The 15,576-nt window shown below is 53.5% G+C and carries 13 protein-coding genes; 6 read left to right on the forward strand and 7 right to left on the reverse strand.

Annotation, left to right across the window (positions count from 1 at the left end; all coding sequences use genetic code 11):
* Positions 1 to 210: 210 nt before the first annotated feature.
* Positions 211 to 1,449 (forward strand): Nramp family divalent metal transporter, encoded by a 1,239-nt coding sequence (locus ACHH0Z_RS00455; RefSeq protein WP_045409291.1) that lies wholly within the window; start codon positions 211 to 213, stop codon positions 1,447 to 1,449.
* 39 nt (positions 1,450 to 1,488) lie between these two features.
* Here ACHH0Z_RS00455 and ACHH0Z_RS00460 read toward each other — a convergent pair whose 3' ends face one another.
* Together ACHH0Z_RS00460 and mgrA are read right to left on the reverse strand one after the other, a co-directional pair.
* A complete protein-coding gene (locus ACHH0Z_RS00460) occupies positions 1,489 to 1,830 on the reverse strand; it encodes a DUF2502 domain-containing protein (protein WP_008501589.1) in 342 nt (113 codons plus the stop codon).
* A 127-nt stretch (positions 1,831 to 1,957) separates the two neighbouring features.
* Positions 1,958 to 2,956 (reverse strand): L-glyceraldehyde 3-phosphate reductase, encoded by a 999-nt coding sequence (gene mgrA, locus ACHH0Z_RS00465; RefSeq protein WP_045409289.1) that lies wholly within the window; start codon positions 2,954 to 2,956, stop codon positions 1,958 to 1,960.
* A 185-nt stretch (positions 2,957 to 3,141) separates the two neighbouring features.
* Here mgrA and ipdC point away from each other — a divergent pair, with 185 nt between their 5' ends.
* The gene (gene ipdC / locus ACHH0Z_RS00470; protein WP_045409285.1) at positions 3,142 to 4,800 is read left to right on the forward strand and encodes an indolepyruvate decarboxylase; all 1,659 of its coding nucleotides are present in this window, start codon (positions 3,142 to 3,144) and stop codon (positions 4,798 to 4,800) included.
* Here ipdC and ACHH0Z_RS00475 read toward each other — a convergent pair whose 3' ends face one another.
* On the reverse strand, positions 4,801 to 6,036 hold the full coding sequence (locus ACHH0Z_RS00475; protein ID WP_045409282.1) for an ion channel protein: 1,236 nt from the start codon (positions 6,034 to 6,036) through the stop codon (positions 4,801 to 4,803).
* 205 nt (positions 6,037 to 6,241) lie between these two features.
* Between ACHH0Z_RS00475 and glk the strand changes: the two genes are divergently transcribed.
* The gene (gene glk, locus ACHH0Z_RS00480) at positions 6,242 to 7,207 is read left to right on the forward strand and encodes a glucokinase (RefSeq protein ID WP_008501585.1); all 966 of its coding nucleotides are present in this window, start codon (positions 6,242 to 6,244) and stop codon (positions 7,205 to 7,207) included.
* 35 nt (positions 7,208 to 7,242) lie between these two features.
* On the opposite strand, the gene ACHH0Z_RS00485 is transcribed toward glk, so the two are convergent.
* Both ACHH0Z_RS00485 and ACHH0Z_RS00490 read right to left on the reverse strand, forming a co-directional pair.
* Positions 7,243 to 7,974 carry a LytTR family DNA-binding domain-containing protein gene (locus ACHH0Z_RS00485; protein WP_021241782.1) on the reverse strand — a complete coding sequence of 244 codons (732 nt, stop codon included), beginning with the start codon at positions 7,972 to 7,974 and terminating at the stop codon, positions 7,243 to 7,245.
* Positions 7,975 to 7,977: 3 nt separating this feature from the next.
* On the reverse strand, positions 7,978 to 9,684 hold the full coding sequence (locus tag ACHH0Z_RS00490; RefSeq protein WP_021241781.1) for a sensor histidine kinase: 1,707 nt from the start codon (positions 9,682 to 9,684) through the stop codon (positions 7,978 to 7,980).
* 386 nt (positions 9,685 to 10,070) lie between these two features.
* On the opposite strand from ACHH0Z_RS00490, the gene alaC reads away from it, so the two are divergent.
* Complete coding sequence (gene alaC / locus ACHH0Z_RS00495) at positions 10,071 to 11,309, forward strand: alanine transaminase (RefSeq protein WP_008501582.1); 1,239 nt, start codon at positions 10,071 to 10,073, stop codon at positions 11,307 to 11,309.
* Between the two features lie 52 nt (positions 11,310 to 11,361).
* Here alaC and ypdK read toward each other — a convergent pair whose 3' ends face one another.
* Together ypdK and lpxP are read right to left on the reverse strand one after the other, a co-directional pair.
* The gene (gene ypdK, locus ACHH0Z_RS00500; RefSeq protein WP_099458937.1) at positions 11,362 to 11,433 is read right to left on the reverse strand and encodes a membrane protein YpdK; all 72 of its coding nucleotides are present in this window, start codon (positions 11,431 to 11,433) and stop codon (positions 11,362 to 11,364) included.
* 357 nt (positions 11,434 to 11,790) lie between these two features.
* The gene (gene lpxP, locus ACHH0Z_RS00505; protein WP_031275099.1) at positions 11,791 to 12,711 is read right to left on the reverse strand and encodes a kdo(2)-lipid IV(A) palmitoleoyltransferase; all 921 of its coding nucleotides are present in this window, start codon (positions 12,709 to 12,711) and stop codon (positions 11,791 to 11,793) included.
* Positions 12,712 to 13,500: 789 nt separating this feature from the next.
* Between lpxP and tssB the strand changes: the two genes are divergently transcribed.
* Positions 13,501 to 13,998: a type VI secretion system contractile sheath small subunit gene (gene tssB / locus ACHH0Z_RS00510; protein ID WP_008501580.1), complete on the forward strand. Its 498-nt coding sequence runs from the start codon at positions 13,501 to 13,503 to the stop codon at positions 13,996 to 13,998.
* Positions 13,999 to 14,030: 32 nt separating this feature from the next.
* A complete protein-coding gene (tssC, locus tag ACHH0Z_RS00515; protein ID WP_032635313.1) occupies positions 14,031 to 15,575 on the forward strand; it encodes a type VI secretion system contractile sheath large subunit in 1,545 nt (514 codons plus the stop codon).
* Position 15,576: the final 1 nt, after the last annotated feature.

Here is a 15,576-nt window from a genome sequence, read left to right on the forward strand (position 1 = left end):
ATGTTAGGTAAATGAGTGAAAAGTTAAGTTTGTGTGCTAGTCTTCACAAAAGCATGCGCGATTTCAGTTTCAGTTAGATCGCCCCACTTACCCGCCCGTCTATCGTTCAAAGCTATCAGAGAAATCACTGCAAACTTCATAAATGATCTTGATAATCATTCTCATTTTGATAGCATTAAACATAGCAAAGGCTATATTTCAGAGGCAGAAATGACAAACAGTCGCGTAGAGGGTAGCAGTGGCAGAGCAGCGCGCAAGTTGCGGTTCGCATTAATGGGACCTGCGTTCATCGCTGCCATTGGTTATATCGATCCAGGTAACTTTGCGACCAACATTCAGGCCGGGGCCAGCTTCGGTTATAAGCTGCTCTGGGTGGTCGTCTGGGCAAACCTGATGGCAATGCTGATCCAGATGCTCTCCGCAAAGCTGGGGATTGCGACGGGCAAAAACCTGGCGGAGCAAATTCGCGACCATTATCCGCGTCCCGCGGTCTGGCTCTACTGGGTTCAGGCTGAAATCATCGCCATGGCCACTGACCTTGCTGAATTTATTGGCGCAGCGATCGGCTTTAAGCTGATTCTGGGTGTGTCGCTGTTGCAGGGGGCGGTCCTCACCGGGATTGCCACGTTCCTGATCCTGATGCTGCAGCGTCGGGGTCAAAAGCCGCTGGAGAAGGTCATTGGCGGTCTGCTGCTGTTTGTAGCGGCGGCCTATATCGTTGAGCTAATCTTCTCACAGCCGAATCTGGCGCAGCTCGGTAAAGGGATGGCGATCCCAAGCCTGCCGACCTCCGAAGCGGTGTTCCTGGCCGCCGGGGTGCTGGGGGCGACCATCATGCCGCACGTGATCTATCTGCACTCCTCGCTGACTCAGCATCTCCACGGTGGCACGCGTAAAGAGCGTTACTCCGCCACCAAGTGGGACGTGGCGATCGCCATGACCATCGCGGGGTTTGTCAATCTGGCGATGATGGCTACTGCAGCCGCAGCTTTCCACTTTAACGGTCATACCGGTATTGCCGATCTCGACCAGGCGTATCTCACGCTGGAGCCGTTGCTGAGCCATGCTGCCGCCACGATATTTGGCCTTAGCCTGGTGGCTGCTGGTCTCTCTTCTACGGTGGTGGGTACGCTGGCAGGCCAGGTGGTGATGCAGGGGTTTGTCCGGTTCCATATTCCGCTGTGGGTTCGTCGTTCCGTCACCATGCTGCCGTCATTTGTGGTGATTCTGATGGGACTCGACCCAACGCGAATTCTGGTCATGAGCCAGGTGCTGCTGAGTTTTGGTATTGCGCTGGCGCTGGTGCCGCTGCTGATCTTTACCAGCAACAAAACTCTGATGGGCGAGCTGGTCAACTCAACGCTGGTGAAACGAACCGGGTGGGCCATCGTGGTGGTGGTCGTGGTGCTGAACCTGTGGTTGTTAGTGGGAACCGCGCTGGGTCTTTAACAAAAAAAGGAGCCGTGGAGGCTCCTTTTTGATTTTTGATTAGTGATGATGGCCGTGACCATGACCTTTGCCGCGACCCCAGCCGCCGCGACGGTCGTCACGATCGTTCCAGCCTTCACGGTAACCGCGCTCATAGGCGCTGTCTTTATACCAGCCGCGGTGTCTGCCGTTATCATGTTTCCACCAGCGATCGCCGCGCCACTCATAGTGACGATGCCAGTAATCACGGTCGCGCCAGTAGCCGCCGTCCCAGTATCTGCCGTAGTCGTCACGATCGCCAATTTGTAATTTTACTGATGGCAACAGGGTGATTTCGCCCGCAGTGGCGATCAGCGGCGCCGAAGCCAGTAATACCGCTGCAAGAATCAGTGACCTGAACATACTCTTTCTCCTTCACGATCGGGGCCTTTGTTGGGCCTGTTAACGCAATTTTACGAGTTGGTAAAGCGTCGTATCATCGCCTCAACTCCGAATTCCTGGGTTAGAGCACTTTTTGCTAAAAGTGATGTTATATTGAACTGCTCAGGATCGCGTCTATACGGGCCAACTCTTCTGAAGAGAAATGGCGGTTTGCCAGCATCCCCACGGCGTCATCAATCTGAGCCGCTTTACTTGCCCCAATCAGCACCGACGTCACTTCCTCATGGCGTAATACCCAGGCCAGCGCCATCTGGGACAGCTTCTGGCCGCGACTTTCTGCCAGGGCATTCAGCTTCCTGACTTTCTCCAGCTTCTCTTCGGTGAGCTGATCGGGTTTAAGGAACTGACTGCCGCTTGCCGCGCGTGAGTCTGCGGGGATGCCGTTCAGATAGCGATTGGTCAGTTGCCCGCCGGCCAGCGGCGAGAAGGGAATACAGCCGACTCCTTTTTCCTGCAACACGTCCAGCAGCCCCGCTTCCGGCGCACGTTCAAAGAGGGAGTATTTCGGCTGGTGGATCAGGCAGGGCGTCCCGAGGTCATTAAGGATATCAATCGCCTGGCGAGCCAGAACAGACGGGTAGTTGGATAATCCGACATACAAAGCCTTCCCCTGACGCACCACATGGTCAAGCGCTTTCATGGTTTCCTGCAGCGGCGTTTCCGGATCTGGCCGGTGATGATAGAAGATATCCACATACTCCAGCCCCGTGCGCTTCAGGCTTTGATCGAGGCTTGCCAGCAGATATTTACGTGACCCCCAGTCGCCGTAAGGCCCCTCCCACATGGTATAACCCGCTTTGGTGGAGATGATTAGCTCGTCGCGCCAGGGCAGGAAATCCTCCTGCAAAATACGGCCGAAATTACGTTCGGCCGATCCGGGGGGTGGGCCATAGTTGTTGGCAAGGTCGAAATGCGTAATGCCCAGATCGAACGCACGCTGTAAAAGTTGACGGCTGTTTTCGATAAGGGTGGTGTCACCAAAGTTATGCCACAGCCCAAGCGAGATGGCAGGCAACCTGAGCCCGCTTCGCCCGCAGCGGCGATACTCCATTGTCCTGTAACGATTTTTGTCCGGCTGATAACCCATTTTCGTGACCTCTGGCGCTGAAGTGAAAAATCAGTGTATGCGTTTACATTTTCGTGAAAAAAAACAGCATAGCGCAGCCTTTTTTGTAAAGCATTCTTTCCATGCCCTTCTTATCACCAATTCTGGACAGCCATCACGCTTATTTAATACTCAAGGTGAGGTCAACATTAGAAGGATACCTGTTCATGCGTACCCCATACTGCGTCGCCGATTACCTGCTGGACCGTCTTACTGATTGTGGAGCCGATCATCTGTTTGGCGTGCCGGGCGACTATAACCTGCAGTTTCTCGACCATGTGATAGACAGCCCGGATATCTGCTGGGTGGGCTGTGCCAACGAGTTAAACGCTTCTTATGCCGCTGACGGATACGCCCGATGTAAGGGCTTTGCCGCGCTGCTGACGACATTTGGCGTAGGAGAGTTAAGCGCCATGAACGGCATTGCGGGCAGCTTCGCCGAGCACGTTCCGGTCTTGCATATTGTGGGGGCACCGGGTACGGCATCACAGCAAAGAGGGGAGCTGCTGCACCACACGCTTGGCGACGGTGAGTTTCGTCATTTTTATCATATGAGCGAGCCGATCACTGCTGCACAGGCGATCCTGACCGAACAAAACGCCTGTTATGAAATCGACCGGGTGTTAACGACAATGCTCCGGGAGCGTCGCCCCGGCTATCTGATGTTGCCTGCCGACGTGGCAAAAAAGGCCGCCACTCCCCCTGTAAACGCTCTCACGCTCAGGCATCCACATGCCGATAGTGCTTGCCTGAAAGCGTTCCGGGACGCCGCAGAAAACAAGCTTGCCAGGAGCAAGCGTACTGCGCTGCTGGCCGATTTCCTTGTCCTGCGCCACGGCCTGAAGCATGCGCTACAAAAATGGGTCAAAGACGTGCCGATGGCACACGCCACCATGCTAATGGGCAAAGGGATATTTGACGAACGTCACGCCGGATTTTATGGCACCTACAGCGGTTCAGCGAGCGCCGGTGCGGTAAAAGAGGCGATTGAAGGGGCGGATACCGTACTGTGCATCGGCACGCGATTTACCGATACCCTGACCGCCGGCTTCACGCATCAGCTCACCCCGGCACAAACGATAGAAGTTCAGCCTCATGCCTCACGCGTTGGTGATCTCTGGTTTACCGGCATCCCTATGCTTCAGGCAATCGAAACGCTGGTGGAACTGTGCAAACAGCACGTGCACGAGACACCCGCGCAGTCTTCTCAAAGCGCGATGGCCTACCCGCAGCCGGATGGCTCGCTGACGCAGGCGAATTTCTGGCAAACGTTGCAGACATTTATTCGTCCGGGAGACATCATTCTTGCGGATCAGGGCACCTCGGCCTTCGGCGCGATCGACCTTCGTCTGCCGGCTGACGTGAATTTTATCGTCCAGCCGCTGTGGGGATCGATTGGCTATACGCTGGCGGCAGCATTTGGCGCGCAAACGGCCTGCCCGAACCGGCGCGTGATTGTCCTGACGGGGGATGGCGCGGCGCAACTTACTATCCAGGAGCTTGGCTCGATGCTGCGGGATAAACAACACCCCATTATTCTGGTCCTGAACAACGAAGGGTACACGGTGGAAAGAGCGATCCACGGGCCTGAGCAGCGTTACAACGACATTGCGCTATGGAACTGGACGCAAATCCCGCAGGCCCTGAGCCTTGATCCTCAGGCCCAGTGCTGGCGGGTCAGTGAAGCGGAGCAGCTGGCGGACGTCCTTGAGAAAGTGGCACACCACGAGCGGCTTTCGCTGATTGAGGTGATGCTGCCGAGAGCCGATATCCCTCCGCTGCTGGGGGCGATCACCAAAGCGCTGGAAGCGCGCAACAGCGCCTGATTATTTGTCGTTTCGCCAGGCCATCATCATCGGTTTGCCCGCCAGCAGGAGCCAGGCGGGCAACATCACGATGCAAAGTAACGGGATGAGGGTGGTATCCGGTACCACCACGGCGGCCATGAAGAGGCTCAGCCAGGCATCGCGCGTGACCACCAGCACCAGCCCCAGAATCGAGCAGGAAACGGTAATCGCAGCCGGAACGGCATCGACATGCTCGTGCAGCATCAGCCCCAGCGCGACGCCGACAAAGACCGCCGGGAAGATGCGTCCACCACGGAAACCGCAGGCGGCCGCCACCACCAGCGCTGCCAGCTTGATCACGGCAAACAGCAGATAGTCGGAGACGCTAAACACCTGGCTGAAGGCCAGCTGCTGCATCTCGTCCAGTCCTTTAAACAGCGTCACCGGCCCGCCGATCGTACCTAAAATACCCAGAATCAAACCGCCAGCCCCCAGAATCAGCACCGGGTGTTTGAGTCTGTGCATCAGCCGGTGAAGGCGTGGAAGACACCATACTGCCACCATGCCCAGCGCAATGGCGATGGCGGCGACGATGGCACCGCTGAAAATATCGGCGATTTGCATCTGGCCGTAGTGGGGGAGGGAGAGTGAAAAATGGGGATGGAAAAACAGGCTGGTCGTCAACGCTCCGGCGGCGGCGGCCATCAGTGGGGCAAAGAGCTTGTCCCAGAGCGGGACATCGTTGTTACTGCTGAGCGTCTGCGAAAAGATCAGTGCGGCAGCGACGGGCGTGCCGAAGAGTGCCCCGATGGTGCCTGCGGAGGCGAGAATGGTCCAGTCCAGCGCGCCAACGCGGGGCAAAATGCGTGAACCAAGAAAAACCGCCAGGCCAATGTTCACGGCCATAATCGGATGCTCAGGTCCCAGACTAACGCCGCCGGCCAGACCGATAATCAGCGCAATAATTAGCCCTGGCAACGCCAAGGGGGCTACCGGGGCACCGATCAACGGTTCCAGTGCCGGATCGGGGCCAGCATGGCCGGGACTGAAACGGATCACCAGGCCCACCGCAATACCGGTTAACGTCAGCATCCCTACGATCCACGCAGGAGAGTCAGCGGTGACGCCCAGCCCTGCAGGAAGCGCGTTCCATAATAGTGTTTGCAGCACCGACGCGACTTTCATCACGACAATAAGGACCAGACTTGAAACCACGCCAATGATGAGCGCCGGAATTGCCAGCAACAGCATGGTTCTGGCTCGCGGGTGAAGCATGATGATTTCCTTGTACAAAACGGTATTACGTTACTTTGCACATTAAGCCTTATGGCAATAGTGCAAAAGGTGCTGAAACGGTAAAGTTATTCTGTGACGAAGATCGATAATCCATGGGCATTCACCTTCCGGTCGTTGTTGTTATCACGCCTTGAATTTACAGTGTCCCAAAGATTTATTCTGACTTTAGCGGAGCAGTAGAAGAATGACAAAGTATGCTTTGGTAGGCGATGTGGGCGGCACGAATGCGCGCCTTGCATTATGCGATGTAAATAGCGGTGAAATTTCCCGGGCGAAAACCTATTCCGGTCTCGATTATCCAAGCCTTGAGGCCGTTGTCCGCGTCTATCTGGAGGAGCATCAGATAAGCGTCGAAGATGGCTGCATCGCCATTGCCTGCCCGATAACCGGCGACTGGGTCGCCATGACCAACCATACCTGGGCATTCTCCATCGCCGAGATGAAAAAAAACCTCGGCTTTGCGCATCTTGAAATCATCAATGACTTTACCGCGGTGTCCATGGCGATCCCGATGCTGAAGCCTGAGCATCTGATCCAGTTTGGCGGCGCTGAACCGGTCGAAGGCAAGCCGATTGCGGTTTACGGGGCCGGTACCGGGCTGGGCGTTTCACATCTGGTGCATGTCGCTCAGCGCTGGGTGAGCCTGCCGGGTGAAGGTGGTCACGTGGACTTTGCGCCAAACAGCGAAGAAGAGGGCATTATCCTCGAAGAATTACGCGCGGAGATCGGCCACGTCTCCGCCGAGCGCGTGCTGTCAGGACCGGGGCTGGTGAACCTGTACCGGGCGATTGTGAAATCGGACGGTCGTCTGCCGGAAAATCTGCAGCCGAAAGACGTCACCGAACGCGCGCTGGCGGACAGCTGCATTGACTGCCGTCGTGCCCTGTCGCTGTTCTGCGTGATCATGGGGCGCTTCGGCGGCAATCTGGCGCTGACGCTGGGTACCTTCGGAGGCGTTTATATCGCGGGTGGTATTGTGCCGCGTTTCCTGGAGTTCTTTAAAGCCTCCGGCTTCCGCGGCGGGTTTGAGGATAAAGGGCGCTTCAGAAGCTACGTGCAGGACATTCCGGTTTATCTGATCGTGCATGATAACCCAGGCCTGCTGGGGTCGGGTGCCCACCTGCGTCAGGTTCTCGGTCAAATCCTCTGACGCATAGCCCTCTCCCGCAGGAGAGGGCTTTTTTGTTACAGGTGCATGAGCTGGCGGAACTCTTTTACCTTGCTGCGGCTCACCGGCACCTGAAAATCCAGATCCTTCAGGCGCAAGATATAGGTGTTGTTAAACCACGGTTCGATCTCGCGGATCTTGTTTAAATTGACGCAGAACGAGCGGTGGCAGCGGAAAAAGTGCGACGCAGGCAGCTTGCTGCAAAACTCGGTGATGTTCATCGCCATCACGTAAGATTCCCGCCGCGTATAGACAAACGTCATTTTTTCATGGGCTTCGGCATAGTAGATATCATTGACCGGCGTCACGATGATGCGCTCATCTTTGACCAAATTAATGGTGTCGTTTTCCCGTACCGTTGGGCTGGCGTTTGCAGGGGCGGTCTGCTGCTGCCACGCGGCCTCCAGCTTTTGCAGCATGCTGACAATCCGCGACTCCTGGTAAGGCTTAAGGATATAGTCAAACGCCTCCAGCTCGAAGGCCTCTACGGCGTGCTCTTTCCAGGCGGTAACGAAAACAATAAACGGCTTATGGGCAAATTGATTGATGTTTTGCGCCAGCAATACGCCATCCAGCGACGGAATATTGATGTCCAGGAAGATGGCATCGACCCGGTTATGCTGCAGAAACTTCAGCACGTCCAGACCGTCATCAAAGGTACCCACAATTTCCATCTGGCTGTGGGTGTTGATAAGCCAGGTTAGCTCCTGTTGAGCCAGAATTTCATCTTCTACGATGATGACTTTCATGGGTTACTCCACCTGGGGCAACAGTGATGTTGCCGAATGAGCGGGAGAGCGCTCGTTCGGGACGTAAAACGCAATTTCGGTGCCCGGTTCAAGACGCTGAATATGCAGCCCGTCGCCGTAAAGCAGCTTGACCCGGTGGTGCACGTTCAGCAGGCCGATTTTATTTCCAGGCATCTCGTTAGACTCCACCCGCTCAATGACTTTTGGATCAATGCCGTGGCCGGTATCGCGCACGGCAATACGGACGCGGTTGCCGCTTTCGGTGACGCTGATGGTGACGACGCCTTTGCCTTTACACGGCTGAATGCCGTGAACAATCGCGTTTTCGACCAGCGGCTGGATAAGCAGGCTTGGGATCACGCAGTTGACCTCTTCATCAATATCGTAAATGACCGTGAGCTTGTCACCAAAGCGCGCCTGCTCAATCGCGATGTAGTCTTTAATCTGATACAGCTCTTTTTTGATGTCGATCTGCTCGTCATCTTTCAGCTCGATGTTGTAGCGCAGATAGCGCGACAGGTTAAAAATCAGCTGGCGCGCGGTGTCCGGATTAAGACGTATGGACGAGGAGATCGCGTTCAGCGCGTTAAACAGGAAATGGGGATTGATTTTGCTCTGCAGCGCGCGCAGCTCTGCCTTATTTGCCATCTCACGCAGTTGTTCCGCCCGGGATACTTCCAGCTGGGTGGAGATAATCTGTGACAGGCCGATGGCCATCTCCTGCAGCGTGGAGGTGATCTGATGCGCGTGGCAGTAATAAATTTTCAGGGTGCCCGTCACGACGCCTTTCTCCCACAGCGGAATCACCAGCATGGAGTGGATTTCCGGCGTTCGGTGGGCTTCATCATTGTTTTTAATAATGATTTTACCGTAGTTAATCGCCTGTCGGGTGGTTGGGCTGATGGTGTCATCATTATCGCGATAGTTGTGCTCCCCGACGCCAACGTAGGCCAGCACGTGGTCAATATTGGTGATGGCGACAGCGTCAGCGTGGATGTCATGGCGAATGATTTCGCAGACCTGACGCAACGACTCCGCGTTAACGTGGCGGAAGAGCGGCAGCGTTTTGTTGGCGATATCCAGCGCCAGCTTGGCCTGACGGGCGGCGCTGGCCTCTTTTTCCCCTTCAACGCTTTGCACCAGCAGCACGATAAAGCCGATGCACACGCTGCCCAGGATCATCGGAATACCGATTTTCGAGACGATATCCAGCCCAAGTTCGATGGTCGGGGCCCAGACGACGACCAGGATCATGGTCAGCGTTTCGCACACCATGCCCGCCACGATCCCTGCGCGCCAGCGCTGTTTTTTCGGGATTTTGCGGCTGATCCAGCCGGAGAGCACCCCGGCAATAATGCTGGTGATAAAGCAGGGCACCGCCGTGACGCCTCCGATGTCAATCAGGTAGCGATGGGTTCCGGCAATCACGCCGGTGATGACACCCACCCACGGGCCAAACAAAATTCCGCCTGACATCACGGCGATAATGCGCACGTTAACCAGCGAACCCTCTACCGGCACGCCAGACCAGGTGCTGAACAGGGCGAACAGCGAAAAGATGGCGGTAACGGCCAGCAGCTCTTTTGGCGAGTGTGCGGATTTGTGCAATAGCTCGCGAAACAGGCGAATGCGAATGAGGAAAAACAGGCAAATCAGCATTAATGCCGCACGGTCAAAAACCGCCAGCAGCATAGTGAATATTTCGTGCACGAGTAGACCTGGGAAAACGGGAAAGAACCATGATAAAAAACCTGACGCGTGTTGACCAGCTATCCGTCAGGTTTATCAAATGAGGAAAAACCATAATTTCTAAAGGGGATTGTCTGTCGGTAACGGACACGTCCTGATTTTTTATAGCCTGCGTATCGTCAGGTAGCTGTTTTGATACCATCCTGTTAAATAACGGCTATCAGAAAGCCAACCCTGAAACAGGGGCTTCCGCTTTTCGGCACAGCCGGGTTCCGGTTTTCAGGCGATCGCTTTTTTTTCACTTCCCTCTCGACAGCGTGATTTTTTTCAGGTTATTTTCTAAGCACGCCACATCGGTGGCAGCGTCGCTCGGACGGTCCGGGCGCTAACGTTAATCTGAGGAATCTATGGCTGAATTCAGTCCTGAACGCCGTTTTACGCGTATCGATCGTCTCCCCCCTTATGTTTTCAATATCACCGCTGAACTGAAGATGGCTGCGCGTCGGCGCGGCGAAGATATTATTGATTTCAGCATGGGTAACCCTGACGGCCCAACGCCACCGCATATCGTTGAAAAACTCTGCACGGTTGCCCAGCGTCCGGATACGCACGGCTACTCGACCTCCCGCGGTATTCCCAGATTACGTCGCGCGATCTCGCGCTGGTATCAGGATCGCTATCAGGTTGATATCGATCCGGAAAGTGAAGCGATTGTCACCATCGGCTCGAAAGAGGGGCTGGCACACCTAATGCTGGCTACGCTGGATCATGGCGATACGGTGCTGGTACCGAATCCCAGCTACCCAATCCACATCTACGGTGCGGTGATTGCCGGGGCGCAGGTCCGTTCGGTTCCGCTGGTGGAAGGGGTCGATTTCTTTAACGAACTGGAACGTGCGATTCGCGAAAGCTATCCGAAACCGAAGATGATGATCCTCGGTTTCCCATCGAACCCAACGGCCCAGTGCGTGGAGCTCGATTTCTTCGAGAAAGTGGTCGCGCTGGCGAAGCGTTATGACGTGCTGGTGGTTCACGATTTAGCCTATGCCGACATCGTGTATGATGGCTGGAAAGCGCCATCTATTATGCAGGTCCCGGGCGCGCGTGACGTGGCGGTAGAGTTCTTCACCCTGTCGAAAAGCTACAACATGGCGGGCTGGCGTATTGGCTTTATGGTGGGTAACAAAACGCTGGTGAGCGCGCTGGCGCGTATTAAGAGTTACCACGACTACGGCACCTTCACGCCGCTGCAGGTTGCGGCTATCGCTGCTCTTGAGGGTGACCAGCAGTGCGTCCACGAGATTGCCGCTCAGTATAAGCGCCGTCGCGACGTGCTGGTAAAAGGCTTGCATGAAGCGGGCTGGATGGTGGAAATGCCGAAGGCGTCCATGTACGTCTGGGCGAAAATTCCGGAACCGTACGCGGCGATGGGATCGCTGGAGTTTGCCAAAAAGCTGCTGCAGGATGCGAAGGTGTGCGTATCACCGGGCATTGGCTTTGGTGATTATGGCGACACCCATGTGCGGTTTGCCCTGATTGAAAATAGCGACCGCATTCGTCAGGCGGTGAGGGGCATCAAGAGTATGTTCCGGGCCGACGGGCTTCTCTCCTCGAAGAGCGTGGCTGAAAATCCCGCGTCATCATGACATAAAAAAACAGGAGCCAATGGCTCCTGTTTTTTTGACTGCATGTTCTTCACTAGATCATCAGGGCAAAGGTTCCGGCCCAGACTAAAACAATCACCGAAATGCCCATAAAGAAATATTTCACGTTTCATCGCTCCGCGTATCTTGTGGTACGCATTTAAAAACAGAGTCCACCTGATTATAGAGAACTGAAATCCGGTCAAAGCGGAAATGAGAATTTTCCCGTTTCACCGCTCACTCCAGCTCAGAATTCTGTGCTTTCCTGTTGCCAGACGGCGCTAATGTACGCCTAAAAATGAGGGGTGACAAGAGGGATTTTTTTAAATAATTTCCGTCACTTACGAGTGTCGTGGAACGGCGACAGTTTGATTTCGCATCGCAATAAATTCACTTTGGGCGACGCAATGAAAAACGGTTTCTTAACGGATGACAGGTGATTGAAAAGGTTAGTTTCTTAGCGAAACTAACCTTTCTGAAGAGCTTAAAGATAGAGCGAGGCTTCGCCAATAGGGCGGGTTTTGAAACGACGATGCATCCACAGATACTGCTCTGGCGCACGCATGATTTCAGTTTCGATGACTTTATTGATAAACGCCGCGGCTTCGCACTCGTTTTCAGGATAGTTAGCCATCTCAGGAGAGATGTGCAGACGATAGCCTGATTTATCTGCTTTTCTCACCATCGTCACGGTCAGCATGGAAGCGCCCGACAAACGAGAAATGACAAAGGTGCCGTTGGTCGTCGCAACATCTTTAACCGCAAAGAAAGGCGCAAAGCTGCTGCCTTTACGTCCATAATCCTGATCGGGGGCAAACCAGACGGCTTCACCTTTCTTCAGAGCCCCGACCATACCGCGCAGGTTATTACGGCTGATCATCGCCTTATTCGAACGCATGCGGCCACGCGTTTGTACCCACTCCATCAGCGGACTGTTGTGTGGTCGATAGGTCGCCATCATTGGCTGGCACAGGCCCATCACGCGGCCACCCAGTTCCAGCGACATAAAGTGAACGCCGACGACCATCACGCCGCGTTTTTGCATCTGTGCGCGTTTAAGGTTATCCAGCCCTTCCACGTCAAACCACTTGCGGACGCGCTCATCCGGCCAGAACCAAGCCATGCCGGTTTCAAGCAGCGCCATGCCGATAGACTTGAAGTTTTCAGCGATGAGTTTCTCGCGCTCTTCGGCATTGTAATGCGGAAAGCAAAGCTCAATATTTTTACGCGCGATGGATTCGCGGCGTTTCAGGAAGAAGCGGGAAGCGCTGCCCAGTTTCGACCCCAGCAAACGCAGGACAGGGTACGGAAGTTGAACCAGCAGCCAGAGAACGCCAAGACCAAACCATGTAAACCAGTAACGCGGGTGTAAAAACGCGCGTTGAAATTTGGATTGAGACAAAATAGTAAAACCTATGTGAAGCCTGTAAAGGTAGCGCAGAGTTTGCGATACGACGTGCCGATAAGACCGTTCTTCAAGGTGATGGTTGCAGGCTTTACCGAACTTTACGGCGTTGCCTGGCCACTGCTGATTTGGGCGGGCGGCGTAATGTAGCACCGTTATACGATATGTGCTATTACTCGTTTTTGATTAAAAAAGCGGCAGTTAAGGAGGTGCTTGATTTTACAGATTTTATAGAAAGTCGCATTGAAAGCGTTTTTCCTGACTGAGCGGAGAGCAGAAGCCCTGGCGATCGGATGGAAGACGTAACGAAAAAGAATGGCATTGTTGAGTTACGGCAAATTAATTATTTCTCGTTTATTTCTTCCTTACCTAATAAATAAGAATTTTCTTTGTGAAAAATCTTATTTATTATTCATATCCTCAATGGAATAGTCGTCTTTTATCACCCACTTTTCTCTTCTTTTAATCGTACTGCAATAAAATATTGCAGTTCTTTCTTGTTTTTTGACATAGTGCCGTGATGCAAATCAAAATAAGATGTTTTTATTAATATCTCTCTGGCTGCAATCCCTTCGGCGATACAAATATTCGATTTGTGAGAAAAGAATAGTTTCTTTTTCTGAGTTGATTGAGCAATTTGCGATAATGTCTTAGTGGAAAATTCTTAAGAAAATTCTTGTATCGGATAAATGATCTGTGCATTTGATTTTGTTCCGATCATTATTCTATTATTGCGCATCAAGAACGATACCGTGAAGTTGGCATAGCAAAACAAAGAGGGATGATTAGATGGCTGACAGTTTTCAGAACGAGGTGCCTAAGGCACGTATTAACCTGAAGCTTGACCTGCATACTGGCGGAGCAAGCAAGAAAATGGAATTACCCTTGAAATTGCTTGTTACGGGTGATTTCAGCAACGGGCAGGAATCTGCGACAATATCTGAGCGTGAAAAGATTAACATCACCAAAAATAATTTTGATAGCGTTCTTTCCGAATATTCCCCAAAAGTTAACCTGGCCGTAAAAAATACACTGTCTGACGATGGTGGTGAAGACAACATTCAGCTGACTTTCCAGAGCATGAAAGATTTCACGCCAGAGCAGGTGGCTGCCCAAATTCCGCAGCTGAAGGCGATGCTGGCGATGCGCAACTTGCTTCGCGATCTCAAAGCTAACCTGTTGGATAACCAGACTTTCCGAAAAGAGCTGGAAAAAATCGTTGTTGACCAGTCGCTTAGTGCTGAGTTGCGAAATGAACTGTCCGCACTGGCTTCAAAACAACCTTAACCATCATGCTGTTTTAACGGATTAATCAAGGAATGCTCATGTCTGTACAAAATAATATTGCTGGCGGGGAAAGCGTGGTGCTGGAACGTCCTGCTGTGGGTGGTGTATACGCCTCACTGTTTGAGAAAATCAATCTGAATCCTGTCTCCGAGCTGAGTGCGCTGGACATCTGGCAAGATGCACAGGCGATGTCCGATGCGACCGCTGACGAGCGTCTGACGGCAGGTATGCAGGTCTTTCTGGAATGCCTGACCAAGGCAGGCTCGAAAGTCGAAAAACTGGATAAAAGCCTGATCGATCACCACATCGCTGAGCTCGATTACCAGATAAGCCGCCAGCTTGACGCCGTTATGCACCATGAAGAGTTTCAGGCGGTTGAGAGCCTGTGGCGCGGCGTGAAGTCGCTGGTTGATAAAACGGATTTTCGCCAGAACGTGAAAATTGAGCTTCTGAGCATGTCTAAAGAAGAGCTGCGTCAGGACTTTGAAGACAGCCCGGAAATCATCCAGAGTGGCCTGTATAAACACGCCTATATTGATGAATATGATACCCCAGGCGGCGAGCCGATTGCGGCGCTGATTTCCGCTTATGAGTTCGATGCTTCAGCACAGGATGTCGCTCTGCTGCGCAACATCTCAAAAGTATCCGCAGCTGCACATATGCCGTTTATCGGCTCAGCAGGCCCGAAATTCTTCCTCAAGGAGTCAATGGAAGACGTCGCTGCGATTAAAGATATAGGCAACTATTTTGATCGCGCCGAGTACATCAAGTGGAAATCGTTCCGCGATACGGACGACGCTCGCTACATTGGTCTGGTGATGCCCCGCGTACTGGGACGCCTGCCGTATGGCCCGGATACCGTTCCGGTTCGCAGCTTCAACTATGTCGAAGAAGTCAAAGGTCCGGATCACGACAAATACCTGTGGACGAATGCGTCGTTTGCCTTCGCGTCCAACATGGTGCGTAGTTTTATCAATAATGGCTGGTGTGTACAGATCCGTGGCCCGCAGGCCGGCGGTGCGGTTCAGGACCTGCCTATCCATCTCTATGACCTGGGTACCGGCAATCAGGTAAAAATCCCGAGTGAAGTGATGATCCCTGAAACGCGTGAATTCGAATTCGCGAATCTGGGCTTTATTCCGTTGTCCTACTACAAAAACCGCGACTACGCCTGCTTCTTCTCAGCCAACTCCGCCCAGAAACCGGCGCTGTATGACACCGCTGACGCGACCGCCAACAGCCGCATCAACGCGCGTCTGCCGTACATCTTCCTGCTGTCGCGTATCGCCCACTACCTGAAGCTGATTCAACGCGAGAACATCGGTACCACCAAGGATCGTCGACTGCTGGAACTGGAGCTGAACACCTGGGTCCGCACTCTGGTGACCGAAATGACCGATCCGGGCGACGAGCTTCAGGCATCTCATCCACTGCGTGATGCAAAAGTGGTGGTGGAAGATATTGAAGATAACCCGGGCTTCTTCCGCGTGAAACTGTATGCGATTCCGCACTTCCAGGTGGAAGGGATGGACGTCAACCTGTCGCTGGTTTCCCAGATGCCAAAAGCGAAATCGTAAT

It is taken from the genome of Enterobacter cloacae complex sp. 2024EL-00227 (assembly GCF_043945315.1).
Lineage (GTDB): Bacteria > Pseudomonadota > Gammaproteobacteria > Enterobacterales > Enterobacteriaceae > Enterobacter > Enterobacter roggenkampii.